The organism is Sorangium sp. So ce367 (genome assembly GCF_051520455.1).
GTDB classification, from domain to species: domain Bacteria; phylum Myxococcota_A; class Polyangia; order Polyangiales; family Polyangiaceae; genus Sorangium; species Sorangium cellulosum_B.
The window spans coordinates 6,510,561-6,534,428 of the sequence record NZ_CP150334.1; the positions used below are offsets into that span (position 1 = coordinate 6,510,561).

The following is a 23,868-nucleotide window of genomic DNA, read 5'->3' on the forward strand; positions in this document are numbered from 1 at the left end:
ATGACGAGCCTGCCCGTGAAGCACCTCGGGCGCCTGCTGGCGCTCGCGATGTTCCTTGCCGCCCTCCTCTCGGGCGGCCGCGACGCGAGGGCCGACACGGCGGCCGCGCAGGCCCTGTTCGACGCGGCCAAGCAGCTGATGGCCCAGGGCAAATACGCCGACGCGTGCCCCAAGCTCGAGGAGAGCCAGCGGCTCGACCCGGGGATCGGCACGCAGTTCAACCTCGCGGCCTGCTACGAGCAGCTCGGCCGGACGGCGAGCGCCTGGTCGATGTTCCTCGAGGTGGCCGGCGCGTCGAGGGCCGCCGGCCAGCTGGAGCGCGAGAAGGTCGCGCGGCAGCGCGCCGCCGCGCTCGAGCCGCGGCTCATCCGGCTGACGATCACGGCGCCGGCCGACTCCCCGGCCGACCTCCAGGTGAAGCGCGACGGCGCCCTCGTGGGGCGCGCGCAGTGGGGCACGCCGGTGCCCGTGGATCCCGGGAAGCACACGGTCGAGGCCTCCGCCGCCGGCCGAGCGCCGTTCGCGAGATCCATGGAGCTCACCCGGGCGGGCGCCTCGGAGACGCTGGCCATCCCGCCGCTGCCCGCGGGCGCGCCGGCGCGCGACGCCGCGCTCCCGCCGAGCGGCCCCGCCGCGCCTGCGGGCGCCGCCGCGCCCCCGCCGAGCGGCCCCGCCGCGCCGCGAGCGAGCGGCGCCCCGTTCGCGCCGGTCGCCGCGCACGCGCCGGCGCCCCCGGCTGCGCCGCTGACCAAGCGCCGCAGCAAGGGGATGATGGTCACCGGCATCGTCCTGACGAGCCTCGGCACCATCGCCCTCCTCGGAGGGGGCCTGGTGATCGCCTCCACCCCCTCGTGCTCCGGCGACGGCTGCGAGTACGACTCCAGCGACCCGTTCGCCGACGACGCGGGCTACGAGGAGGACGGCTCGGAAGGTGCCGGGGTCGGGCTCGTCGTCGGCGGGCTCGTCCTTGCCGGCGTCGGCATCCCGCTCGCCATCATCGGCGGCCGCAAGGTGCCGGTGCAGCCCGAGAAGCAGGCTGCCTCCACGCCGGCGCCGCCGCCCGAGCTCGTCATCGGCCCGCGCTACGCCGGGCTCCGCTGGTCCATGTGAGCGCCGGCGCGGCGCTGCGCCGGCCCGGCGCGCGCGGCGGTGCGCCGCCGCGGCGCGCGGCGAGCGGCGCCGTGAGCGCTCATTCCGGATCGATCCGGTACACGGTGCCGCCGAGATCGACGACGTAGACCCTGCCGGCGCCGTCCTGCCCGAAGCTGGCGATGCTGAAGCCGAACGATCCGAGGTCGTCCGTTCGGTCGACGGGCGCGGAGGCCACCCCGGCCTCGTAGGTGAGCGTCCAGACCCTGCCGCTGCAGTAATCGCCGTAGAAGTAGCTCCCCCGGAGCCACGGGATCTCGCTGCCCCGGTAGACGTAGCCGCCGGTGACCGAGCAATCCTCGATGACCCGCCCGGCGTGGCCGTACTCGACGGCAGGGAGCGTGATGGTCCCCTCGAGATCGCAGCTCTCCGCGGGGATGAAGCAGTGCGCGCCCTCCATCCGGCGCCAGCCGTAGTTCTTCCGTCCCTGCCCGGCCGGCTCGATGTTGATCTCTTCCCAGAGGCGGTTACCGACGTCCGCGATGTAGAGATCGCCCGTGCACGCGTCGAAGCTGAAGCGGTACGGGTTCCGCAAGCCATAGTCCCAGATCTCGGGCAGGACGCCTTCGCCCGTCATGTTCCCTTCCGGGATGCTGTACGGGTGTGTCGAGACGTCGAGGCGAAGGATCTTCCCGAGCAGGGTCGTGAGCGCCTGGCCGTTGCCGATGTCCGCATGGTTGGGGCCCGCGTCGTTGTTGTCCCCGCCATCGCCGAGCCCGAGATAGAGGAAGCCGTCGATCGGGCTGAACTCGAGCGAACCGCCGTTGTGGTTTCGATGCAGATCCACGACCTCGAGGTACATGGCCACCGGGTCTGGACTGGCCACGTCCGGTCGCTCTCCCCGCGCGAACTCGACCACACGCGCGTTGCCGCCCGTCGCCTCGTCCGTGTGGTGGACGAAGAAGCGACCGGTGTCCTCGTAATCGGGGTGGAAGGCGAGCCCGAGGAGGCCGCGCTCGTTGTTGTCATTGAACAGGACGCGATCCCGGATATCGAGAAACACCTTGGGCTCCGCCGCTCCATCGTCGAGGACGAGGATCTGGCCAGGCTGCGTCAGGATGAAGAGCCGCGTGGGGTCGCCCGGCGCGGATTTCACGAGGAGCGGGTGATCGAGGCCGGAGACGAGCGTTGTGAGCTTCAGCGCGCCCTCGTCCTCGCTCGGCGGCGCGCAGCTGAATCCCGCCGCGGGCTCACCACCGCCGCTCCCGCCAGCCCCGCCGCCGCCAGCGGCGCTGCCGCCCACCCCGCTGCCGCCAGCGCCGCTCGCGCCAGCCCCGCCGCCGCCAGCGGCGCTGCCGCCCACCCCGCTGCCGCCAGCCCCGCTCGCGCCAGCCCCGCTGCCGCCACCCCCACTCGCGCCCGCTCCGCCGGCTGTGGCCGACGAGGCCCCGCCGGTCGTGCCGGGCGGCAGCGGAGAGATCGACGCCTCGCGCGAGCAGGCAATGAACGCGAGCTCGGCCGCCAGAGAAAGCGCGATGAGCGGAAGGGGCGACAGGGCTGAGCTCGACGGCCTCATGGCTTGACGGTATCGTAGATCGAAGCTCAGGGCGGCGAAGATCCGGTGTTGGAGGCGCCCGCACGCCCCGCGCGCGATCGAGGGCGCCCGCCGCGCGCGCACGCCGGACGGCGCCGCTGCGGGCCCCCCTGACGCGCCTGCGCCGGCGTTCGGGGCGTGGCGAGATCGCGAAACGAGCCCCGCGATCCACGCATCGATATCGATGGAGCTGGCCCCATCGCCGCACTTCGAGCGAGGCCGAGCACACGAGAGCATGGCATCCGTTTTTCCGCGCTGGAGCAACACCGCTTTCCGACTCGCCATCGCCGCCGTCTTCCTCGGCGGCGCGGCGGCCGTGTCAGCGCCGATGATCTACGTGCGCTCGGACTGGAACACCGGGCGGCACCTGCCCGTGCAGCAGCCGGTGCAGTTCGACCACAGGCACCATGTGCAGGACGACGCCATCGATTGCCGGTTCTGCCATCACACGGTCGAGCGGACGGCCACGGCGGGCATGCCGTCGACGGCGCTGTGCATGGGCTGTCACAGCCAGGTCTGGAATCAGAGCCCCAAGCTCGAGCTCGTCCGGAACAGCTATTTCTCGGGCACGCCGATCGTCTGGAACCGCGTCACCGACGTGCCCGACTTCGTCTATTTCAACCACGCGATCCACGTGAACAAGGGCGTCGGCTGCGTGACGTGCCACGGCCGCGTGGACCAGATGCCCGACGTCCGCCAGGCGACGCCGATGACGATGGGCTGGTGCCTCGACTGCCACAGGGCGCCGGAGCGGCACCTCCGCCCGCTCTCCACGATCGTGGACATGGACTGGGACCCCGGCCCCGACGCGGAGCGGATCGGCCGGCAGATCGCGCAGGAGGTCGGCGCGCGGAGCCTCGTCCACTGCTCGACCTGCCACAGGTGAGCGCGCAGGCGCAACGCGAGAGGCCAACGAGGGATCCACGCGAGACACAAAGGGAGCCTGCGAGAGCACGCGAGACAGAAGGCCAACAGGCGGCGAGCAGCGGAGCGCCGCCACGGCGGCGGCGCCGATCCACCGATGACCTGAAGAGGGACGATGGCTGATCAGAGACAGACCCCGTGGAGCCCCGCGCTCGACGGCAAGACCGGTAAGGCGTACTGGCGCAGCCTGGCGGAGCTCCTCGAGTCACCGGAGCTCCGCGAGGCCGCGGCGCGGGAGCTCCCGGGCGGAGGCGGCGAGCCCGTCGCGGTGAGCCGGCGGAGCTGGCTCAAGCTCCTCGGCGCGAGCATGGCGCTCGCCGGCGTGTCCGGGTGCAGATCGAGGGCAGCGGACAAGATCGTCCCTTACGTGACGACGCCGCCCGAGGTGACGCCGGGCGTCCTCCGGTATTACGCCACCAGCCTCGATCTCGACGGGTTCGCCACGGGCGTCCTCGTCGAGAGCCACGAAGGGCGGCCGACGAAGATCGAGGGCAACCCGGAGCACCCGGCGAGCCTCGGCTCCACCGGCGCCTATGAGCAGGCGTCGGTGCTCGGCCTGTACGATCAGCACCGCGCGCGCGCGGCGCGGCGCGGCCACGACCCGGCGACATGGCAGGCGTTCGTCCAGCAGTTCGGGGGCGCGCGGAGCGACGGTGGCGCCGGGCTCCGGTTCGTCCTTCGTCCCACCGGCTCTCCGCTCGTCCTCGACCTCATCGGCCGCGTCCAGGCGCGCTATCCGGCCGCCCGGTTCACGTTCCACGCGCCCGCGAGGTCGGCGCACCCGGCGCGCGGGGCCGAGCTCGCCTTCGGCGCCCCGCTCCAGGCGCAGTACGACTTCCGGACGGCGGACGTGATCCTCGCGCTCGACGCCGACTTCCTCGCGTCGATGCCTTTCCACGCGCGGTATGCGCGCCAGTTCGCCGAGCGAAGGCGCCTCGGCTCGCCGACGGGCACAATGAACCGTCTCTATGTGATCGAGCCCGGGCTGACCCCGACGGGGAGCATCGCCGATCACCGCCTGCGCAAGCGGCCGAGCGACGTGCCGGCGATCGCCGCGGCGATCGCCGCCGAGCTGCTCCTCACCGAGGGCGCGCGGCCGGGGTTCATCCCTCCCCAGGCGCTCGGCGCGCTCGAGCCGCTCCGGGCGCGGGTCAGCGAGGCGGAGAGGCGCTTCGTCCGGGCGCTCGCGCGCGACCTCGCGCGCGGCGGCCTGGCGAGCGTCGTCGTCGCGGGGGAGCGGCAGCCTCCCGGGGTGCACGCGCTCGCGCACCTCATGAACACGGCGCTCCGCAACGACCGCGCGGCGTGGACCACCGCGGGGACCTTGATCACGGCCGGCGCCGCCGAGCAGGACCTCACGGCGCTCGCCGAGGAGATCCGCCGCGGCGCCGTCGATACGCTCGTGCTCCTCGAGAACAACGTGGTGTACACGGCGCCCGCGGATCTCGAGCTCGCGGGGCTGCTCCGCTCCGTCCCGAGCCGCGTCTACCTCGGCCTCTACGAGGACGAGACCGCCGCCGGCTGCGACTGGTTCGTGCCCGCCGCGCACGATCTCGAGGCCTGGGGGGACGCGCGCGCGTACGACGGCACGACCTCGCTGGTCCAGCCGCTCATCGAGCCGCTCTTCCAGGGCAAGACGGCCTCCGAGGTGCTCGCGGTGTTCGCGGGCGAGCCGCCGAGGAGCGCGCGAGAGCTCCTGCGCGACGCGTGGGCCGCGCGCCGCGGCGGCGCCGATTTCGACGCGTTCTGGGAGGACGCGCTCCGGCGCGGGCTCGTCGAGGGCACCGCGGCCCCGCGCGAGAGCGCCTCGCTGCGGCTCGACGGCGTGATCGCGGCGCTCGCGCAGCTCGCGGCGGCGGCCCCGCCGCCGGAGGCCATCGAGGTCGCCTTCTCGGTCGACGCGAGCGTCTATGACGGCCGGTTCGCCAACAACCCGTGGTTGCTCGAGCTGCCGGATCCCGTCACCAAGCTCACCTGGGACAACGCCGCGCTGATCAGCCCGGAGACGGCGAAGGCGCTCGGCGTCGAGAGCGAGGATGTCGTCGATCTCGAGCTCGGGGGGCGGAAGATATCGATACCTGTCCTCGTCGCGCCGGGGCACGCCGACAGGACGGTATCGCTCACGCTCGGTTACGGGCGGAGCGGCGCCGAGTCGATCGCCGCCGGGGTCGGGTCCGACGCATACCGGCTCCGCGCCGCGGCCACGCCGTTCTTCGCGGCGGGCGTCTCGGTGACGAAGCGGCCCGACCAGAAGCACAAGCTCGCAAGGACACAGACGCACTTTCGCCTCGAGGGGCGCCCTGTCGCGCTCTCGGTCCCCCTTACCGTCTACCGCGAGCACCCCGGCTTCACGGAAGCGCTGAAGGGGCCGCAGCCGTCCCTCATGCCCGCGGTGGCCCCCGGGCCGCTGAAGGAGCAATGGGCCATGACGATCGATCTCACGATCTGCACCGGCTGCAGCGCGTGCGTCGTCGCGTGCCAGGCCGAGAACAACGTCCCCGTGGTGGGCAAGGAGGAGGTCCTGAACAGCCGTGAGATGCACTGGCTCCGCATCGACTCGTACGTATCGAGCGACCCGCGCGACACGGCCGTCGTCCATCAGCCCATGATGTGCCAGCACTGCGAGAAGGCGCCGTGCGAGTACGTGTGCCCCGTGAACGCGACGACGCACAGCCCCGACGGGCTCAACGAGATGACCTACAACCGCTGCGTCGGGACGCGGTTCTGCTCGAACAACTGCCCGTACAAGGTCCGCCGCTTCAACTGGTTCGATTACGGCGAGCTCCGCGCGTTCAACACCGGGCTCTCGAGGCTCCAGCGCAACCCCGACGTGACCGTGCGGGAGCGCGGCGTCATGGAGAAGTGCACGTACTGCGTCCAGCGGATCCGCCGCGCGGAGATCGCCTCGCGGGTCGAAGACCGCCCGATCCGCCCGGGAGAGGTCGTCACCGCCTGCCAGCAGGCCTGTCCGACGCAGGCGATCCAGTTCGGCTCCCTCACGCACGAAGAGACGGCGATGGTGGCGTGGCGGGGCGAGCCGCGGAGCTACGCGGTGCTGCACGACCAGGGCACCCGGCCGAGGACCATGTACCTCGCGCGCGTCAACAACAAGAACCCGGAGATCGAAGAGCCGTGACGGAGCCTCTCCTCCTCGGGCGACCCACCGACGAGGCGCTCTCCGAAGAGCTCCTGTCGGTCGTCTGGAAGCCGCGATCCAGGCTGTGGTGGGCGGCGTTCACCCTCACCGGCGCCGGGACGGTCCTGCTCGCGATCTCCGTCCTCTACACCATCACCACCGGCATCGGGGTCTGGGGCAACAACATCCCGGTGGGCTGGGCGTTCGGGATCATCAACTTCGTGTTCTGGGTCGGCATCGGCCACGCGGGGACGTTCATCTCCGCGATCCTGCTCCTCCTGGAGCAGCGCTGGCGCACGAGCATCAACCGGTTCGCCGAGGCGATGACGCTCTTCGCGGTCATGCAGGCGGGCCTCTACCCGCTCCTGCACCTCGGACGGCCATGGTTCGCCTACTGGCTCGTCCCCTACCCCTCCACGCTGGGGACCTGGCCCCAGTTCAAGAGCGCGCTGCCGTGGGACGCGGCGGCCATCTTCACGTACTTCACGGTCTCTCTCGTGTTCTGGTACGTCGGGCTCGTCCCCGACTTCGCGTCGCTCCGCGACCGGGCCCCCGACCGCCGCCGCCGGATCATCTACGGTGTCCTGTCGCTCGGCTGGCGCGGCTCCGCGTCCGCGCACCGCCACTACCGGCTCCTCTACGGGCTGCTCGCCGGGCTCGCGACGCCGCTCGTGCTCTCGGTGCACTCGATCGTGAGCAGCGATTTCGCCATGGCGCTCGTCCCGGGCTGGCACGCGACGATCTTCCCCCCGTTCTTCGTCGCCGGGGCCATCTTCTCCGGCTTCGCGATGGTGCTGACGCTGCTCATCCCGGCGCGTCGGATCTTCCACCTCGGGAACGTCGTCACCCAGAGGCACATCGACAACCTGAGCAAGATGACGCTCGTCACCGCCTGGATCGTCATCTACTCGTACATCATCGAGTTCTTCGCCGCCTGGTACAGCGCGTCGGAGGTCGAGATCTACCAGTTCTTCGTCGCGCGCCCCACGGGGCCGAACGCCGCGGTCTTCTGGGCGCAGATGATCTGCAACGTGCTCGTGCCCCAGCTCCTGTGGTTCCCGAAGGTCCGGAGGAACATGATCCTTCTCTGGATCATCTCGATCCTCGTGAACGTCGGGATGTGGTCCGAGCGGTTCGTGATCATCGTCCTGTCGCTGCAGCGCGAGTTCCTCCCGTCGGCGTGGCACGCCTACCACCCGACGTGGGTCGATATCTCGATGTTCGCCGGGACGATCAGCTTCTTCCTGCTGCTCTTCCTGATCTTCCTCCGCCTCTTCCCCTTCGTGCCGGTGGCCGAGGTCAAGGAGCTGAACCACGAGCTCCGCCACAAGGAGAAGCACTGAGATGAGGAGAGGTCTGCTCGCCGAGTTCGAGACGCCCGAGGCGCTGCTCCAGGCGATCGCGGAGCTCAGGAGCCGCGGGTACCGGCGCCTCGACGCGTTCACGCCGTACCCGATCCACGGCCTCGAGCAGGCGCTCGGGTTCCGCCGCTCGCCGCTCACCTGGCTCGTCCTGCCCTTCGCGCTCGCGGGCACAGCGGGAGGCTACCTCGTCCAGTGGTATTGCAACGCGTTCGACTACCCGCTCAACGTGGGCGGGCGGCCGGCGCACGCGGCCCCTGCGTTCATCCCGATCACCTTCGAGATGATGGTGCTCTCGGCCGCCCTCTCGGGGTTCGTCATCCTGCTCGTCCTCTCGCGGCTGCCCGAGCTCTCGCACCCGGTGTTCGACGTGCCCGGGTTCGAGCGCGCCTCCATCGATCGGTTCTGGATCGGCATCGACGCCCGCGACCCGGCGCTCATCAGCCCCATCACCGAGCGCGATCTCACCGATCTCGGCGCCCTCACCGTGGCCTGGGCCGGGAAGGAGCGATCATGACGCGCGGACTGCCCCTCTCGCTCTCCTGCCTGGCCGCGGCGCTGTGCCTCTCCTGCACGCCGGTGACCTCGGCCGACGCCGAGCCCGGCGAGGCGGACCTGCTGGATCTCGAGCGCATGCTCCGCCAGCGGCGGTACACGGCCTACCAGGAGACAGAGCTCTTCGACGACGGCTCGGCCATGCGCCGCCCGCCCGAGGGCACCGTACCGACCGATCGCGTGCTCGGCGATCCCGGGCTCACCCGCGGGATCGCGGACGGAGCGTACGTGGCGCGCGTCCCGGTCACGGTGACGATCGAGCTGCTCCGGCGCGGGAAGGATCGCTACGAGATCTTCTGCGCCGCCTGCCACGGGGTCGCCGGAGATGGCGAGTCGGAGGTCGCGCGCAACATGACGCTGCGGCGCCCGCCGTCGCTCGTCGACCCGCGCGTCCAGGCGTTCCCGCCCGGGCGCATCTACCAGGTCATCGTCGAGGGCTACGGGCTCATGCGCTCGTACGAGCCGCACGTCCCGCTCAGGGAGCGCTGGGCGATCGTGGCCTATGTGAAGGCACTCGGGAAGAGCCGCGCCACCGCGCTCGACGCGCTCCCCCCACCCCTCCGCGAGCGCGCCCGGAAGGAGCTCCCGTGAACCGGCGATTCCCCGTCTTCCGAGGCGGCCGCGCGATCGTGACGCGGTCCCTCGGCCTCGCGCTCCTCGGCGCCCTCCTCCTCGTCGTCGGGGCGTTCGTGGACCGGGAGCGGCTCTTCTACGCGTACCTCGCGGCCTACGCCTTCGCCGTGACCACGGCGGTCGGCGCGCTCCTCTTTCTCATGATCTGCCACGCCATGGCCGCGACATGGCCAGTGGCCGTCCGCCGCCTCGCGGAGGCGATCGTCGGGGCGCTGCCGCTGCTCTGCGCGCTGTTCGTCCCGCTCCTGTTCGGCCTCGGCGCGCTCTACGGGGAGTGGCTCCACCCCGAGTCGATCGGCGACGAGCACGTTCGAGCCATCGTGCTCCACAAGACGCCTTACCTGAACCTCCCCTTCTTCCTCGTGAGGACGGGGATCTACTTCACGGTGTGGATCGTCTTCGGCGCCCTGCTCCGGCGCGGCTCGATCCTGGGCGACGCGACCCCGGCGCTCGCGGACAGCCGGCGCCTCCGCGTGATCAGCGTCGCCGGCCTCCCGCTCGTCGGGCTCACGCTCTCGTTCGCGGCCTTCGACTGGCTCATGTCCCTCGCGCCGACGTGGGTGTCGACGATGTTCCCCGTCTATGTGTTCGCCGGCGGCTTCGTCGCCGCGATAGCGCTGCTCACGGTGCTGGCGTTCGCCGCCGAGCGCGCCGGGCTCCTGCCCGGGCTGAGCGCGTCGCACTACTACGCGCTCGGCCGGCTGCTCCTCGCGTTCACCATCTTCTGGGCCTACGCCGCGTTCTTCCAGTTCATGCTGATCTGGATCGCGGACAAGCCCGAAGAGGCGGAGTTCTACGTGCTCCGCGCCCACGGCCCGTGGGCGATCGCGTCCCTCGTGCTCGTGCTCGCGCGGTTCGTGATCCCCTTCGCGATCCTGCTCAACTACGGGATCAAGCGGCGCCCAGCCTGGCTGTCGGCCGTCGCCGCCTGGATCTTCGTCGCGCATTACATCGACATGCACTGGCTCGTCGCGCCCGAGGTCCCGGGCGCTCGCGCGCCGTTCCACTGGCTCGACGTGGCGGCGCTGCTCGCCGTGATCGGCCCGTGCGTCGCGTTCGCCGCGCTGCGGGTGCGCGGCAGGCCGCTCGTCCCCGTCAACGACCCGGCGCTGCCGGCCGCCCTCCGCTACGAGAGCATATGACGTCCCACTACCGCCGTCCCGACGTGCGCCAGGAAGAGGATGTCGTCCCCTGGAAGACGATCCTCGCCGTCGCGTTCGCCGTCGTCGTGATCTTCGTCGTCCTGGGCCTCTGGTCCTGGATGCTCCTGCACGGGCGCGAGGCGGAGCTCCGCCCCTCGGGGAGGAGCGCCGAGCGCTCCCAGGAGCTCTCCCTGCCGCGCGGCGAGGTGGCCGGGGTGGATCAGCGGATCTTCCGGCGCGAGGCCACGGGCGAGGAGGGCTTTGGCGCGGCGCTGAACCACCGGAAGCGCGAGGAGCTCGGGCGCTTCGGCTGGGCAGACCGCGGCCGCGGGCTCGTGCAGATCCCGATCGAGGACGCGATGAATCTCGTCGTGGAGGAGAGCCGCTGATGAGGATGCAACACCTGTCCACCACGGCGCTCCTCGCGCTCGTGTTCACGGGCGCGCCGCTCACGGCCGCCGCGGATCGGCCATTGCTCCCGCCCGCTGCGCGCGAGGCCGACATCGACGAGCGCCTCGGGAACGCCATCGACACGACGCTCCCCTTCACCGACATGGACGGGCGGCGCGCGCCGCTCGCCGAGCACTTCGACGGGCGCCGGCCGGTCGTCCTCGTCCTCGCCTATTACCGCTGCCCGACGCTCTGCGGCCTCGTGCTGCGCGGCCTGGTCGCCGGCATGGCGAAGCTCGATTACCGGCTGGGAGAGCACTACCGCGCGCTCACGGTGAGCTTCGATCCGCGGGACACCCCGGCGTCCGCGGCGCGGAAGAGGACCTCCGCGCTGTCGGCCCTGGGCATGGCCGGCGCGCCGACGCGGGAGACCTGGCCCTTCCTGACCGGCGCGCTGCCCGACATCCGCGCGCTCGCGGGCGATCTCGGCTTCCGGTTCGGGTACGACCCGCAGACGGAGCAATACGCGCACCCCGCCGCCATCTTCGTCCTCACGCCGGACGGCCGCATCTCACGGGTCCTCTATGGCATCGAGTTCTCCTCCCTCGATCTCCGCCTCGCGCTCCTCGAGGCGAGCCGCGGGCAGATCGGCACCCCCCTCGAGCGCGTCCTCATGACGTGTTATCGCTACGACCCCGCGAGCCGCCGCTACGGCCCGTATGTGGCCGGCTTCCTGCGGCTCGGCGGGGCCGCCATCCTGGCGTGGGCCGCCGCGGTGATCGCCTTCTTCGGCTGGCAAGGGCGGCGGCGCAGGGGAGAGGGGCGCGCGCGATGAACGAGCTCCTGCGCCAGCTGCTCTTCCTGCCCGAGCAGCGCTCCTCGCTCGCCCGCGAGATCGACGGGCTGCACTACTTCGTCATCTCCGTGACGATGGGCGGCGCCGCCCTCATCACGCTCATCGGCGGGTATTTCCTGATTCGCTATCGCCGCCGGCTGGAGGACACGCCTCGGCCGCACCCCGGGGTCTTCGCGCGGCCCGCGCTCTTCCTGGAGACGGTGTCGCTCTTCGGCCTGGGCTTCGTGTTCCTCACGTTCTGGACCATCGGCACGCGCCAGTTCGTCGACCTGCGCACGCCGCCGGAGGACGCGCTCGACGTCTATGTCACGGCCAAGCAGTGGATGTGGAAGTTCGCCTATCCGGGGGGAGACAGCGAGATCTCGGTGCTCTATGTCCCCGCGCGGAGGCCGGTCCGGCTCATCATGACGTCGCGCGACGTCATCCACAGCTTCTACGTGCCCGCGTTCCGCATCAAGCAGGACGTCCTCCCGGGCCGGTACACGACGGCCTGGTTCGAGGCGACCGAGCCCGGCGCGTACCCCATCCTCTGCACGGAGTTCTGCGGCACGAGCCACTCGGAGATGCGCGGCCAGGTGATCGCGCTCGACCCGGCCGACTACGAGCGCTGGCTCGCCGGCGGGGTGGCGAGCGCCCCGGCGTTCGCGCAGGAGGCCGCCGCCGAGGCGGAGAACGAGCTCGCCGAGACCGAGCCGACGATGCCGAGCCGCGGCGAGCACGCCGCCGCGAAGCACGGCTGCCTCCGCTGCCACACCCTCGATGGAACACAGCACGTCGGCCCGACCTGGGCCGGGCTCTACCGCTCGGTCGTGCCGCTCGACGGCGGCGGCGAGCGCGTCGCCGACGAGGCCTACATCACGGAGTCCATCATGGATCCGCTCGCCGCGGTGCACCGCGGCTTCACGCCGGTCATGCCGTCTTTCCGGGGACAGATCACGCCGCCCGACGTCGCGGCGATCATCGAGCTCATGAAATCGATCCGCGACGTGCCGCGCGGCGCTGTCGTGCCGTGGGACGGCGGGGTCAGCGACACGGGCGCCGCGGCGCCGGAGGGGGTGACGCCATGACAGCCCACGAGATCGAGGGGACCGCGCCCATCCACGGCGCGCACGACGCCGATTATCTGCGCGCCCGCGCGGGCGTGCGCTCGTGGCTGCTCACGACCGATCACAAGCGCATCGGGCTCATGTTCTACGCGCTGATCGTGCCGATGCTCATGCTCGGCGGCGCCTTCGCGCTGGTCCTCCGGACCGAGCTCCTGACCCCCGGGCCCACCGTGATCAGCGCGGCGACCTACAACCGCATGTTCACGCTCCACGGCGTGGTCATGGTGTGGCTCTTCATGATCCCGTCGATCCCGAACATCTTCGGGAACTTCGCCCTCCCGCTCATGATCGGCGCCAAGGATCTCGCCTTCCCGCGCCTCAACCTGGCGAGCCTCTACGTCTACGCGATCGGCGCCGTCATCACGCTGGGGGCGACGATCGCCGGGGGCGCCGACACCGGCTGGACGTTCTACCCGCCGTACAGCACGACGACGCCCGCGGGCGTCCTGCCGGTCGTGATCGGCATCTTCATCCTCGGCGCCTCGTCGATCATGACGGCGGTGAACTTCATCGCCACGACGCACACGATGCGCGCCCGCGGGATCGGCTGGGGGCGCGTGCCGCTGTTCGTGTGGGCCATCTACAGCACGAGCATCATCATGCTGCTCGCGACGCCCGTCCTCGGCCTGACGATCCTGCTCGTCGGGATAGACCACATCTACCATTTCGGCATCTTCGACCCGACGCTGGGCGGAGACCCCGTGCTGTTCCAGCACCTGTTCTGGTTCTACTCCCACCCGGCGGTTTACATCATGGTGCTCCCGGCGCTCGGGGTCATCAGCGAGGTGGTCTGCACCTTCGCGCAGCGCCAGCCGGCGTCCTACTGGGCGATCGCCCTCTCGTCGCTCGGCATCGCGTTCATCGGGTTCACGGGGTGGGGGCACCACATGTTCGTGGCCGGGATCAGCGAGCTCGACGCCGGGATCTTCGGCGCGCTCTCGATGTTCGTCGCGATCTTCTCCGCCATCAAGGTGTTCACGTGGGTGGCGACGCTGCACAAGGGGGCCATCCAGTTCAACACCCCGATGCTCTATTTCTTCTGGTTTCTGTTCCTCTTCGTCTTCGGCGGCATGACGGGCGTCGCCGTGGCCACGCAGTCGCTCGACGTCCACTGGCACGACACGTACTTCGTCGTCGCCCACTTCCATTTCATCATGGTGGGCGGCACGCTCACCGCGTTCCTCGCGGCGGCGCACTACTGGTTCCCCAAGATGTTCGGCCGGACCTACTCCGAGTCGATGGGGTTGCTCACGTCGTTCGGGGTGTTCCTTGGGTTCATCCTGACGTTCCTCCCCCAGTTCCTGGCGGGCAACGCCGGGATGCCGCGCCGCTATTACAGCTACCCGGAGCAGTACCAGTGGCTCAACGTGCTCTCGACCGGCGGGGCCTTCCTGCTCTCGGGCGCGCTCCTGCTCGCGCTGGTGAACCTCCTTGTCGCCCTGCGCTGGGGGGCGCGCGCCACCGCCAATCCATGGAGGTCCCGGAGCTACGAGTGGATGACGCCGCCCATCCCGCCGGAGCACAACTTCCCCGTGACGCCGGTCGTCGATCGCGGCCCGTACGATTACCACCTGACCGACGAGGAGGCCCATGCCCGAGTCTCACCCGCCCGCTGAGCCGCTCGCCCCGGCGCGGCTGGCCATGCAGTTCGAGGACCTCGAGAAGCAGACCCACGCCGCGCACTTCGGCATGTGGATCTTCCTCGCCAGCGAGGTCCTGCTCTTCGGCGGGCTCTTCGGCCTGTACGCCGCCTACCGCGCGGTCTTCGGCCCCGAGTTCACCGCCGGGATCGCGCACAACAACGCCGTCATCGGGACGGCCAACACAGGGATCCTCCTGACGAGCAGCCTGCTCGTCGCGCTGAGCGTCTACGCCGTGCGCCTCGACCGGCCGGCGAGGGCCGGCCGCCTCCTGCTGGGCGCGATCGCGCTCGGCCTCGCCTTCCTCGTGCTGAAGGGCGTCGAGTACGCGGCGCACTTCCACGAGGGGATCTTCCCCGGCGCCGGCTACCGCTTCGAGGAGCTGCCGTATGCCGGCGCGAAGATGTTCTTCACGCTCTATTACCTGACGACCGGGCTCCACGCGATCCACGTGACCGCGGGGCTCGTGGTCCTCGGCTGGCTCGCGTGGGGGTGCTTCCGGCGCCGGTACGGCGCGGGCAACGAGACGCACGTCGAGCTCGGCGGGCTCTACTGGCACCTCGTCGACGTGATCTGGATATTCCTCTGGCCGATGCTCTACCTGATGCACCGCTAACGGGACGTTGCGCCCATGACCGTCAAGCACCTCTCCTCGCGGACCTACGTGATCGTCTGGCTCCTCCTGATGGGGCTCACGCTGGCCTCGTACCTCCTCTCGCTGGCCCACCTCGGCCAGGCCGATGTCGTCGCGGCGCTGCTCATCGCCACGGTGAAGACGGTGCTCGTGCTGCTCTTCTTCATGCACCTCATCGAGCAGCGCTTCGCGAACGCGCTCCCGATGATCGTGGCGGCGCTCCTGCTCGGCCTGCTGCTCACGCTGATGCTCAGCGACGTGACGAGCCGCGAGACGATCACGCGCAGGCCGGCCCCGCCTGCCCCGCCGCCCGGGGCCACGGCCGCGCCCCGATGACGGCTGCATCCCGATGATCCGTCCATCGCGCGAGCGCGCCCGCCGGCGCGGGCCGTAGGCGCGGGAGCCGCGCTGTCGTCGGAGGGCGCGACGCCGATCTCACCGCATCTGCCGCCGCTCACGCGGGCTATCCGCCGCCCCGGTTCGGGCCTACAAATACGTGCTCTCGATGCCGCGCGACGGCCCTGCGGAAGGGTGTCTGCGCCTCCGGCATTGAACGTTCGTAGGAGCGACCATGAAGAGGTGGATCGGGCGGACCGCTGTCCTGTGCGGCCTCGCCGCGGGGGCGTGCACGCCGGGCCCGGCGGACGCGCCATGGCTCGCGGAGGGGGACGGGTCTCTGGCGCTGGACTGGGCGGCGGCCTCTCCGACGGCGTTCCGCGGCGCCCCCGGGAACGTCGACCCGAGCGCGCCGTGCTCCGCGCGGGTCCTCTTCACGGAGGCCTTCGCGGACAAGGCGACCCGGTGGAGCCTCGCGGCGGGGTGGGAGATCGGGCCTGCGAGGGCGTCGAGCGACCAGCGCGCGGGGTTCCCCGATCCGGCCAGCGATCACACCGAGGCCGGCGACGACGGCGTGGCGGGCGTGGTCCTCGGCGGCAGCCCGAGCGTCACCGCGCCGCACCCGCAGCGCTATCTGACCAGCCCCGCCGTCGACGCGCTCGTGAGCGGGCGAGTCACGCTGTCGTTCTGGCGATGGCTGAACACGACCTACCGCAACAAGGCCCGCGTCGAGGTCTTCGACGGATCGCGCTGGCGGATCGTCTACGAGTCTCCGCACGACGATGTCACCGAGTCCGGATGGAAGCGCGTCACCTACGATCTGACGCCCTACAAGAGCTCGAACCTGCGGGTGCGGTTCGGCTACAGCGCCGTCATCGCCTTCGGCGGCGCGCCCATGTCGGGCTGGAACATCGACGACGTGCAGATCAGCGCCTGCCGCTGAATCGGCTCATGGCCCGAGCGGGAGAGCGCTCGCGGGCTCCCGCGAGCGCTGTAGAAAGACACACCCAGGGCGTTATTTTCCTATAATGCCGACAAATTTCGCTCCCGGGTCCGCCATGGCTCGCCCTGGCACCTCGCTTGCTCAACCCAGCCCTGGAGCGCGCGAGGACGTAACCCTGCGCCAACCTGTGCCAAAGAAAGGACCCGTCGAACCATGTCCACGCAGAAGAAGCGAAAGGTGCTGAAGGCGCCGTTCATCGTGACCGTCGCCGCGGCGGCCTCGCTCGCGGGCGCGGTGGCCCTGCCGGGGTGCGATCCCACGGTGACGAGCGGCAGCTGCCCCGAGTCGGCGCCGGAGGTCGGATCGAGCTGTGAGGAGGACGGTCTTACATGCAACTACGGTAAGGAGTCGTGCGGCCTCCCGATCGACAGCACGTGTGTGAGCGGGGAGTGGCTTGAGGGGCCCACGGTGGCCTGCAACCCGCCGCCGCCGGAGTGCCCCGCGGAGGTGCCGAAGGCTGGCAGCGCCTGCGAGGAGCGCGGGAAGACCTGCAACTATGACACGACCGGTTGCCCCTCGGTGGTGACGTGCGGTGACGACGGCACGTGGTCCGAGCCGATCTCGCCGGCCTGCAACCCGCCGCCGCCGGAGTGCCCCGTGGAGATGCCGAAGGCCGGCAGCGCCTGCGCGGAGCCCGGGAAGACCTGTAACTATGACGCCACCAGTTGCCCTGCGCTGGTGAGCTGCGGTGACGACGGCACGTGGTCCGAGCCGATCTCACCGGCCTGCAACCCGCCGGCGCCGGTGTGTCCCGAGGTGATGCCGACCGACGGGGATCCCTGCGTGGCGGCGAGCGGGCCCTGCCCCTACGAGATGATGACCGGCTGCGGCCCGATGCCGACCGAGGCCGCGTGCGTTCAGCAAAAGGACACCTGGAGCTGGCAGGTAGCCGAGATCTTCTGCAACCCGCCGCCCCCCGACGTCTGTCTCAACGCCGCCACCGAGGACGCGTGCGAAAACCTCGGGCCAGCGTGTCGCTGGCTCACGCCAGGCTGCGGCGACGCCTCGACGACCCCCGTGCTGGCCAAGGCGGGCTGCTTCCCGAGCCAGGGTTGCGAGGTCAACGAGGCGTGTCCGGGCGGGACGCTCTGCCAGGAGCTCGTCATCAACCCCTGTTACAAGCAGGCCTGTGACGCCTGCGGCTCGACAGTGAAGGTGTGCGCGCCGCCAGGCGGGCGCCCGAGCACGTCGCCGTGAGCTCCTCCGGGGGCGGCGAGCGCCCGTCTCCCGTCTTGCCGCCCCCGGACTCCCCGCCTAGCGTGATCCCATGACGGACGCCCCCGACGCAGAGCAGGACAGCGACGCTGACGCGGAGGCGCCGCGCGGGCAGCGCGCCCCCCTCCCTCCCGCGAGCGACGCGGTGCGCGCCGAGTGGGGGCGGCGCGTCGAGGCCGAGTACCGCTCGGCGGCGATCACGCAGCACCTCACGCTCTGGCTGATCCAGATGGGCGCGTCGCCGGATCTCATCGACGACGGCCTCCGCATCGTCAAGGACGAGCTCGCGCACGCTCGCCTCAGCCATCGCGTCCACGCCCGCGCGGGCGGCGGCGCCTTGCCGGCGCTCCGCCGCGAGACGCTCGGGCTCAGGAGCACCGGAGACGAGCCGCTCGAGATGGCCGTCGCCCGGGCAGGCGTGGAGGTGTTCTGCCTGGGGGAGACGGTCGCGGTCCCGCTCTTCAAGGTGCTCCGCGAGGGGTGCACCGTGCCGGTTGCGCGCCGGGCGCTCGACCGCATCCTGCGCGACGAGGTGCGGCACCGCGACTTCGGCTGGACGCTGCTCCGTTACCTGCTCGAGCAGCCGTGCGCGCCGGCCGTGCGGCAGCTGGTCGAGCGCGAGTTCCACGCCATGTTCACGCGGCTTCGCAGGAGCTACATGCCCCCTGGCGGCGCGAGGCGCGCGGCGATCTCCGACGACGACCGCGCCTGGGGCCTGATGCCGCCCGCGCGGTACGGCGAGATCCTCGAGCGCGCCGTGGAGCGGGACTACGCGCCTCGCTTCGGCGAGCACGGCCTCGACGCGACCGCCGCGTGGCGCGCGGCGACAGCGCCCGACAGGTCCGCCGCGCCCCCCTGAGCCGGACCTCCAGCCGCCGCGCGGCGCCGCGAGGCGGCCGCGCCCCCTGAGCCGGACCCCGCCAGCCCTCGCGCACAGCGCCGCCGGCCTGGAGCCTGCGCGGACGCGCCGTCACGCCATCACGCGGATCACCCGCCGTTCCGGCAGGCTCTCCCGCCGCTGCGCCCATTCGCCGCGCGCCGCCGACTCGAGGATGCGGCGCAGGAGCAGCGCTGGCGCGTCCGCCTCGACGTGGTGCTCGCGGAGGGCCCCCTGCTCCGCGCAGGCGAGCTCCGCGCTCTCCAGGAGGAGCCGGTCCTGCCGGAGGATCGCCGGCTCTTCCTGGCGAAAGCGCACGCGCGCCCCGAAGGGCAGCGCCCTCGCGCTCATCCACTCCAGGCGGCACCGATCGGGCGCGGTCGGGACGAAGTGCAGGACGATCCTGCGCGAGGGCCCTCCCAGCGAGCGCACCTCGACGCGGTCGGGGAGCTTGAACGAGAGCAGCGTCTGCACCGACCGCTGCCCTGGCGCGCCGCCGTCCTCGCGGACCGGCCCGCGCAGCGTCATCCCGTCGAGCGTCGGCCGCAGCTCGAGGAGCTCCTCGCGCAGGCCGCGGAAGAGCGCCGTGTAGAACTGCCAGTGGGTCCACGGGTGCGCAAACGCTGGATGACACCAGTCGAGGTTGTTCTCCAGGCCTTTGATGGACGAGCACCCGAGCTCCACCGAGCCCTGATCCCAGCGGTGCGCCGCAAAGCCGTCGATGCTCGGCGCGGGCGGCGGCGCTCCGCCGTGGCCCTCGCCGAGCCAGACCCACACATACCCGTCCTGCTCCGCGCACGGGAACGCGGGGACACCGCACCTCTCGGGGATGCGCCTGTCCCCCGCGAGCGACGGGATGTGCACGCACTCGCCGCCGCCGCCGTACCTCCAGCCGTGGTATCCGCACGCCAGCTCTCCCCGGGTCACGCGCCCGAGAGACAGCTTGACGCCGCGGTGACAGCAGCGATCCGCGAGCGCGCGGGGACGGCGGCCGTCTCCGCGAAATACAACGATGTCCCGATCGAGGACCCGGATCGCGCGGGGGGCATCCCCGAGCTGCGAGGACGCACAGGCAACATACCAGTACTCCCTGAGGAACATGACCTCACCTCCAGCAAACATTCATGAATGTATGTAAATTGACCTAAAAAAACGCCCTCAGCGCCGGAGCCCGCGCAGGAACGTCGCGACCATGCGGCGCACGACGGCCCTGGACTCCAGCGCCGTCGGGTCCATGAGGTGCAGCGCGGTCGCTCCATGCACGAGGCTGACGGCCGCGAGGGCCGCGGCCCTCGGATCGGTGGCGCGGTCGATCTGGCCGGCCGCGATGCCCTTTCGCACGAGGTCGGCGACCATGTCGACGAGGCGGCGCGCGTTCGCGATCTTCTGCTGGAATCCCGGCTCCAGCTCGGGCGTGAGCTCGGTCTTGAACAGCGTGATGGAGAGGACCGCGCGGTACTCTGGATCTTCCTCGAGGTACTCGAGCGATCGCGTGAGCAGGCGCTCGATCGATTCAAGCGGCGCGTACCGGGGCGAGAGCGCCTCCGCGAAGACCTCGTTCGCCTTGGCGAAGCGCTCGCCGATCAGCGCCGAGTAGAGCTCGACCTTGCCCTTGAAGTGCCAGTAGACCGCGCCCCGCGTCAGCCCGGCTTCCGCCGCGACGTCCTGCAGCGTCGCCGCCGAGTATCCCTTGCGGCTGAAGACGCGCAGCGCCGCGTCCAGGATCTGCTCGCGGGTCGCCGCTGCTTCCTCCTTCGTCCGTCGCACCCACCCCATATACATTCTCGAATGTATGTTAGCAAGCCCGATCGTCACCTGGCCGGCGCCGAGCGCGCGGGGTGGGGCCGCCGTTGGGACGGGCAGGGCGATATGGCGGAGAGGACGCGAGACCAGGTCGTGAAGACGCCGGGCTCGGGCTCAGGTCGTGAAGACGCCGAACTCGGGGCTGTAGATGACCACGCCTCGGGCGCGCTCCAGCGCCCCCTGCGCGAGCTCGATCGCCATGAACGCCTCGTCCGCCGCGTACTCGTTGCCGAGTCCGTACAGGCTGGCCTTCTTGAACCCGAACCGAGCGTAGTACTCCGGCGATCCGAGGACGACAGCGAACGCGAATCCGGCGTCCGTGCACGCCGCGATCCCCTGTCGCGCCAGCGCAGAGCCGATGCCGCGGCCCTCAAGCCCAGGCGAGACCGCGAGCGGCGCGAGGCCGACGCCTTTGCCGGGGACGCCGTCGCCGGCGATCGTCACGGGGCTGAACAGGACATGTCCGACGATGCCCGTGTCCGTCACCGCGACCAGCGAGACGGCCGCGCGCCCCGCGTCCCGCAGCCTGTCCACGAGATCCGCCTCGAGCGCCGAGGGAAACGCCGCGAGGTGAACGGCGCGGATCCCCGCTTCATCGCCCGCGCGCTCCGGCCTGACGTCCATCATCGACGCACCCCGCCGGGCCGACGCCCCTCCGCCGATCGGCCTGCGCGAGGGGCAGCGTCCGGCGCTATCCCCCGCCCGCGAGCCGCGTCAAGCGCCAGAGAGGACGCGGCTATGACAGACCATGTCCCACCGGGTCGACGCCTCGATAACGCCCCTTCCTCTCCGGTTCTCCACAGGTCTTCTCCACAGGACATCCCCTGGACAACAGCTGGATTCTGTCGATTACCTTCGCCGCGCGCGCCTCTTCTCGTCATGGCCATTCGCACAGCCTAGCGGAACGCCGCGCGCGGCAGGGTGAACCGAGTGAACCGGCGCCCGATGACACACGCAACCATTCGTAATCACAACGATTTCTACGGCAACAGGCACCGCCGTCCGCCCCTGACGGGTTGGGACAATGTCCGTCCGATCGATCCCTTTCCCGACGGGTCGAAGATGACTATCCATGGTAGACATCAAGAACGCGGCGCGACGGCGTGTCTCTCGCACGAGCGTGTAAATGGCGCGCCGGAATGCTTCGTTTTGGAGGAGACTTCATGGAAAAGATCTCGCTCACGTACTTTGTCGACTTCGTTCTCAAGGCCGGGACGCCCAAGCTGACGGGCGTCAGGGAGTTCAAGGAGCGGAAGGACGAGCTCTACACGGACTTTTACAGGCAGGTGCGAGAGGCGATCGTCGACATGCACAGGAGCGGAAAGCCCACCAGCGTGCTCGACGGCTTCCTCGCCGCGCAGCACGACGAGCGGCGCCGCCGCATTTACCCGTCGGTGGTGAACGGATATCGCAAGTTCCTCGCCTCGACGAGGATGACGTGGTTCGAGCCGCCGGCGTCCACGTACCGCCTCGGCGATCTCGAGATCAACGTCAACCCGGAGCTCGGGCTCGTCATCGATGGGACGCCGCATGTCATCAAGATGTATTTCCGCGGGGAGCCCCTGTCGTCCAAGCGCGTCTCGGTCGTGCTGAACCTGCTCATGAACGGGCTCGCGGAGAGCACGCCGGGCGGCGCCTTCGCGGTGCTCGACGTGCGGAACGCCAAGATTCACACCTTCAAGGTGCCGAACCCGCGGCTCAGCCTGCTTCTCCGCGGCGAGGCGGCCTCCTTCGCCACCATCTATACCGGGCTGTGATCGCGGCGCCGCGGGGCGAGGCGGCGCCGCGCAGACGTCACACCACGTCGTCTCCCGGCCTCCACCGAGCCCGCGACGCCCACCGCGACACCGGCGTTGCCACGCCGCGCGCCCTCCGCCGCTCATCCCGGCGGGGGGCGCGCGGCGCGCACGCCCAGCCCGGAGCAGGACGCGCGCCGGGTGGACGCGGGAGCCGAAAGGTCGATGTCACGACGACGCCGTGACGCCATGACGCGACGTCGCGACGACGTGATGACGCGACGCCGCAATGACTGGCGCACACGCAATCGAGCTGTAGGAGATCGACGCCACTGGCCTCATCGCAGAACGCACAAGCAGAGTAAAAATGACCGATTCAGAGAAAGAGAACTACGAACGCTCGGGCAGTTTCGTTTATCCTCGGGCTGCCATGGACCGCCGCGCGCAGATCACCGCAACCCCGCTTCATGTGCCCAGCATTCTTGTGGTCCTTGATCCCGCGTGGCCGGCGCTCTTCAGCCTGTGCCTCGCGGTGGCGCCGGGCTGCGGGGTGCTCCTGCACCGCTGCGACGCGGCCACCGCCGCGACGATCGCCGCCGAGCGGCGGCCGCTCGCGATCCTCCTGTCCAACAGCATCTACGCGAGGGATCCCGCCGATTTCGAGGCGCTCGCCCGGGACGTCCACTCGACGCTGCTGCGGCTCGATGAGGAGGTCAGCGAGCGAGAGCTCGAGGCGATGCTGAACGGCGCGCTGCGCGAGACGCGCGAGACGAACGCGCAGCGCGACGCGGGTCGGCGCGACGAGGGCGGCGGGCGCTACACGATGATCGGGGCGCAGCGCAGCGAGACCTTCGGCCACAAGGCGGCCTCGAGCGCGGACTCCCGCGCACCGCAGCGGGCGGGCGCGAGCGCGGATTCCCGCCTCGCGCCGCAGGTCCGCGAGAGGTCGACGAGCCAGAGCACGCTGCCGCCGCCATCGGCGCGCTCCGCCGCCCCGCCGTCGGCCCGGGCGCCCCTCGCGAGCCACGCGCTCACGCCGGTGCCTCCGTCGAGCGCGCCGCCTTCGTTCCGCTCGCCCCCCTCGATGCCCTCCGCGCCGCCGCTGGCGCGCACGCAGCCGAGCGCGTACGTGCCGGGCGGATCGCCATCGGCACCGCCGCCCTCCGCCCGCTCGCTCTCGGGCCCCGCGCATGCGTATGCGGAGACCGCCGGGAGCGGCCGCCTGTCGAGCCTGCCTCCGTCGTCGCGCCCCGAGCCCCTGTCGAGCCCGCCTCCGTCGATGCGCTCACAGCTCCTGTCGGGTCCACCTCCGTCGACGCGCGCGCAGCCGAGCGTGCCGCCGGTCCCCTCGTCGCGCCCTCTGCCAGGGGGCCCTGCGGCGCGTCGACCCACACCGACGCCGTCGAGCGCGCAAGCAGGGCCGCCCTCCTCCAGGCGCAGCCTGCCGAGCCCGCCGTCCTTGCGCACGATGGCGAGCTCGCCCCCCTCCGTGCGCTCCGTCCCGCCCGGCACGCCCTCGAGCGCCGAGCCCCCGCCGTCGATCAAGACGATGGGGCCCCTGTCGGCGCGGATGGCTCCGGCGTCCTCGGTGCGCCCCGAGCTGTCGCCGCGCTCCGGCGTGCGAGAGCGGGGCAGCGAGGAGCTAGACGCCGTGTTCGAGGATCAGAAGCTGCCGCTCGACGCGCTCGCGCGGGGCAACCGCGGCACCACGACCACGCGCTGAAGCGCAGGCCAGAGCGGTTCCTGCCCCCCTCTGCACCATCCAGAGCAGAGCGGCCCATCCAGAGCGGAGCGGCACCAGAGCGGCACCAGAGCGGCGGTCTCCCGCACAGGAGACG

The 23,868-nt window shown here is 71.1% G+C and carries 22 protein-coding genes; 18 read left to right on the top strand and 4 right to left on the bottom strand.

Annotation, left to right across the window (positions count from 1 at the left end; all coding sequences use genetic code 11):
- Entirely contained in the window at positions 1-1,110 is a 1,110-nt protein-coding gene (locus tag WME97_RS24700) for a hypothetical protein (protein WP_437555229.1), read from the top strand.
- Positions 1,111-1,189: 79 nt separating this feature from the next.
- Here the strand turns inward: WME97_RS24700 and WME97_RS24705 are convergent, their stop codons facing one another.
- A complete protein-coding gene (locus WME97_RS24705) occupies positions 1,190-2,665 on the bottom strand; it encodes a PQQ-dependent sugar dehydrogenase (protein ID WP_437555231.1) in 1,476 nt (491 codons plus the stop codon).
- Between the two features lie 253 nt (positions 2,666-2,918).
- Here WME97_RS24705 and WME97_RS24710 point away from each other — a divergent pair, with 253 nt between their 5' ends.
- The 15 genes from WME97_RS24710 to WME97_RS24780 all read left to right on the top strand — a co-directional run bounded on the left by WME97_RS24710 (position 2,919) and on the right by WME97_RS24780 (position 18,473).
- On the top strand, positions 2,919-3,569 hold the full coding sequence (locus WME97_RS24710; protein ID WP_437555233.1) for a cytochrome c3 family protein: 651 nt from the start codon (positions 2,919-2,921) through the stop codon (positions 3,567-3,569).
- Positions 3,570-3,722: 153 nt separating this feature from the next.
- The gene (locus tag WME97_RS24715; protein WP_437555235.1) at positions 3,723-6,743 is read left to right on the top strand and encodes a TAT-variant-translocated molybdopterin oxidoreductase; all 3,021 of its coding nucleotides are present in this window, start codon (positions 3,723-3,725) and stop codon (positions 6,741-6,743) included.
- Entirely contained in the window at positions 6,740-8,086 is a 1,347-nt protein-coding gene (nrfD, locus tag WME97_RS24720) for an NrfD/PsrC family molybdoenzyme membrane anchor subunit (RefSeq protein WP_437555237.1), read from the top strand. The genes WME97_RS24715 and nrfD overlap by 4 nt, the downstream gene beginning before the upstream one ends.
- Position 8,087: 1 nt before the next feature.
- Complete coding sequence (locus WME97_RS24725) at positions 8,088-8,621, top strand: DUF3341 domain-containing protein (protein ID WP_437555239.1); 534 nt, start codon at positions 8,088-8,090, stop codon at positions 8,619-8,621.
- On the top strand, positions 8,618-9,250 hold the full coding sequence (locus WME97_RS24730) for a c-type cytochrome (RefSeq protein ID WP_437555241.1): 633 nt from the start codon (positions 8,618-8,620) through the stop codon (positions 9,248-9,250). Before WME97_RS24725 ends, WME97_RS24730 begins: the two co-directional genes overlap by 4 nt.
- Positions 9,247-10,434, top strand: a complete 1,188-nt coding sequence (locus tag WME97_RS24735; protein ID WP_437555243.1) for a hypothetical protein — start codon at positions 9,247-9,249, stop codon at positions 10,432-10,434. Before WME97_RS24730 ends, WME97_RS24735 begins: the two co-directional genes overlap by 4 nt.
- Entirely contained in the window at positions 10,431-10,823 is a 393-nt protein-coding gene (locus WME97_RS24740) for a hypothetical protein (protein WP_437555245.1), read from the top strand. The genes WME97_RS24735 and WME97_RS24740 overlap by 4 nt, the downstream gene beginning before the upstream one ends.
- Positions 10,823-11,659, top strand: a complete 837-nt coding sequence (locus WME97_RS24745) for an SCO family protein (RefSeq protein ID WP_437555247.1) — start codon at positions 10,823-10,825, stop codon at positions 11,657-11,659. The genes WME97_RS24740 and WME97_RS24745 overlap by 1 nt, the downstream gene beginning before the upstream one ends.
- Positions 11,656-12,747, top strand: coding sequence for a cytochrome c oxidase subunit II (gene coxB, locus WME97_RS24750; protein ID WP_437555249.1), 1,092 nt, complete (start codon positions 11,656-11,658; stop codon positions 12,745-12,747). Before WME97_RS24745 ends, coxB begins: the two co-directional genes overlap by 4 nt.
- Positions 12,744-14,402, top strand: coding sequence for a cytochrome c oxidase subunit I (locus tag WME97_RS24755; protein ID WP_437555251.1), 1,659 nt, complete (start codon positions 12,744-12,746; stop codon positions 14,400-14,402). The genes coxB and WME97_RS24755 overlap by 4 nt, the downstream gene beginning before the upstream one ends.
- Positions 14,377-15,042, top strand: coding sequence for a cytochrome c oxidase subunit 3 (locus tag WME97_RS24760; RefSeq protein ID WP_437555253.1), 666 nt, complete (start codon positions 14,377-14,379; stop codon positions 15,040-15,042). Before WME97_RS24755 ends, WME97_RS24760 begins: the two co-directional genes overlap by 26 nt.
- A gap of 15 nt (positions 15,043-15,057) precedes the next feature.
- Complete coding sequence (locus WME97_RS24765) at positions 15,058-15,396, top strand: cytochrome C oxidase subunit IV family protein (RefSeq protein ID WP_437555254.1); 339 nt, start codon at positions 15,058-15,060, stop codon at positions 15,394-15,396.
- Between the two features lie 235 nt (positions 15,397-15,631).
- A complete protein-coding gene (locus WME97_RS24770) occupies positions 15,632-16,339 on the top strand; it encodes a hypothetical protein (protein ID WP_437555256.1) in 708 nt (235 codons plus the stop codon).
- A gap of 213 nt (positions 16,340-16,552) precedes the next feature.
- Positions 16,553-17,596, top strand: a complete 1,044-nt coding sequence (locus WME97_RS24775; protein WP_437555258.1) for a hypothetical protein — start codon at positions 16,553-16,555, stop codon at positions 17,594-17,596.
- 70 nt (positions 17,597-17,666) lie between these two features.
- Positions 17,667-18,473 carry a ferritin-like domain-containing protein gene (locus tag WME97_RS24780; RefSeq protein ID WP_437555260.1) on the top strand — a complete coding sequence of 269 codons (807 nt, stop codon included), beginning with the start codon at positions 17,667-17,669 and terminating at the stop codon, positions 18,471-18,473.
- A 111-nt stretch (positions 18,474-18,584) separates the two neighbouring features.
- Here the strand turns inward: WME97_RS24780 and WME97_RS24785 are convergent, their stop codons facing one another.
- The 3 genes from WME97_RS24785 to WME97_RS24795 form a co-directional block, all read right to left on the bottom strand.
- Positions 18,585-19,592: a Rieske 2Fe-2S domain-containing protein gene (locus tag WME97_RS24785; protein WP_437555262.1), complete on the bottom strand. Its 1,008-nt coding sequence runs from the start codon at positions 19,590-19,592 to the stop codon at positions 18,585-18,587.
- 57 nt (positions 19,593-19,649) lie between these two features.
- On the bottom strand, positions 19,650-20,258 hold the full coding sequence (locus WME97_RS24790; protein ID WP_437555264.1) for a TetR family transcriptional regulator: 609 nt from the start codon (positions 20,256-20,258) through the stop codon (positions 19,650-19,652).
- A 150-nt stretch (positions 20,259-20,408) separates the two neighbouring features.
- Positions 20,409-20,921: a GNAT family N-acetyltransferase gene (locus WME97_RS24795; protein WP_437555266.1), complete on the bottom strand. Its 513-nt coding sequence runs from the start codon at positions 20,919-20,921 to the stop codon at positions 20,409-20,411.
- A 536-nt stretch (positions 20,922-21,457) separates the two neighbouring features.
- Between WME97_RS24795 and WME97_RS24800 the strand changes: the two genes are divergently transcribed.
- Positions 21,458-22,051, top strand: coding sequence for a hypothetical protein (locus WME97_RS24800; protein WP_437555268.1), 594 nt, complete (start codon positions 21,458-21,460; stop codon positions 22,049-22,051).
- Positions 22,052-22,460: 409 nt separating this feature from the next.
- Positions 22,461-23,753: a hypothetical protein gene (locus WME97_RS24805; RefSeq protein WP_437555270.1), complete on the top strand. Its 1,293-nt coding sequence runs from the start codon at positions 22,461-22,463 to the stop codon at positions 23,751-23,753.
- Positions 23,754-23,868: the final 115 nt, after the last annotated feature.

Bases quoted from the DNA above. Each gene is read 5' to 3' on its own strand.
- WME97_RS24700 (WP_437555229.1), top strand. From the start codon at position 1: ATGACGAGCCTGCCCGTGAAGCACCTCGGGCGCCTGCTGGCGCTCGCG.
- WME97_RS24705 (WP_437555231.1), bottom strand. From the start codon at position 2,665: ATGAGGCCGTCGAGCTCAGCCCTGTCGCCCCTTCCGCTCATCGCGCTT.
- WME97_RS24710 (WP_437555233.1), top strand. From the start codon at position 2,919: ATGGCATCCGTTTTTCCGCGCTGGAGCAACACCGCTTTCCGACTCGCC.
- WME97_RS24715 (WP_437555235.1), top strand. From the start codon at position 3,723: ATGGCTGATCAGAGACAGACCCCGTGGAGCCCCGCGCTCGACGGCAAG.
- WME97_RS24725 (WP_437555239.1), top strand. From the start codon at position 8,088: ATGAGGAGAGGTCTGCTCGCCGAGTTCGAGACGCCCGAGGCGCTGCTC.
- WME97_RS24730 (WP_437555241.1), top strand. From the start codon at position 8,618: ATGACGCGCGGACTGCCCCTCTCGCTCTCCTGCCTGGCCGCGGCGCTG.
- WME97_RS24740 (WP_437555245.1), top strand. From the start codon at position 10,431: ATGACGTCCCACTACCGCCGTCCCGACGTGCGCCAGGAAGAGGATGTC.
- WME97_RS24745 (WP_437555247.1), top strand. From the start codon at position 10,823: ATGAGGATGCAACACCTGTCCACCACGGCGCTCCTCGCGCTCGTGTTC.
- coxB (WP_437555249.1), top strand. From the start codon at position 11,656: ATGAACGAGCTCCTGCGCCAGCTGCTCTTCCTGCCCGAGCAGCGCTCC.
- WME97_RS24755 (WP_437555251.1), top strand. From the start codon at position 12,744: ATGACAGCCCACGAGATCGAGGGGACCGCGCCCATCCACGGCGCGCAC.
- WME97_RS24760 (WP_437555253.1), top strand. From the start codon at position 14,377: ATGCCCGAGTCTCACCCGCCCGCTGAGCCGCTCGCCCCGGCGCGGCTG.
- WME97_RS24765 (WP_437555254.1), top strand. From the start codon at position 15,058: ATGACCGTCAAGCACCTCTCCTCGCGGACCTACGTGATCGTCTGGCTC.
- WME97_RS24770 (WP_437555256.1), top strand. From the start codon at position 15,632: ATGAAGAGGTGGATCGGGCGGACCGCTGTCCTGTGCGGCCTCGCCGCG.
- WME97_RS24775 (WP_437555258.1), top strand. From the start codon at position 16,553: ATGTCCACGCAGAAGAAGCGAAAGGTGCTGAAGGCGCCGTTCATCGTG.
- WME97_RS24780 (WP_437555260.1), top strand. From the start codon at position 17,667: ATGACGGACGCCCCCGACGCAGAGCAGGACAGCGACGCTGACGCGGAG.
- WME97_RS24785 (WP_437555262.1), bottom strand. From the start codon at position 19,592: ATGTTCCTCAGGGAGTACTGGTATGTTGCCTGTGCGTCCTCGCAGCTC.
- WME97_RS24795 (WP_437555266.1), bottom strand. From the start codon at position 20,921: ATGATGGACGTCAGGCCGGAGCGCGCGGGCGATGAAGCGGGGATCCGC.
- WME97_RS24800 (WP_437555268.1), top strand. From the start codon at position 21,458: ATGGAAAAGATCTCGCTCACGTACTTTGTCGACTTCGTTCTCAAGGCC.
- WME97_RS24805 (WP_437555270.1), top strand. From the start codon at position 22,461: ATGGACCGCCGCGCGCAGATCACCGCAACCCCGCTTCATGTGCCCAGC.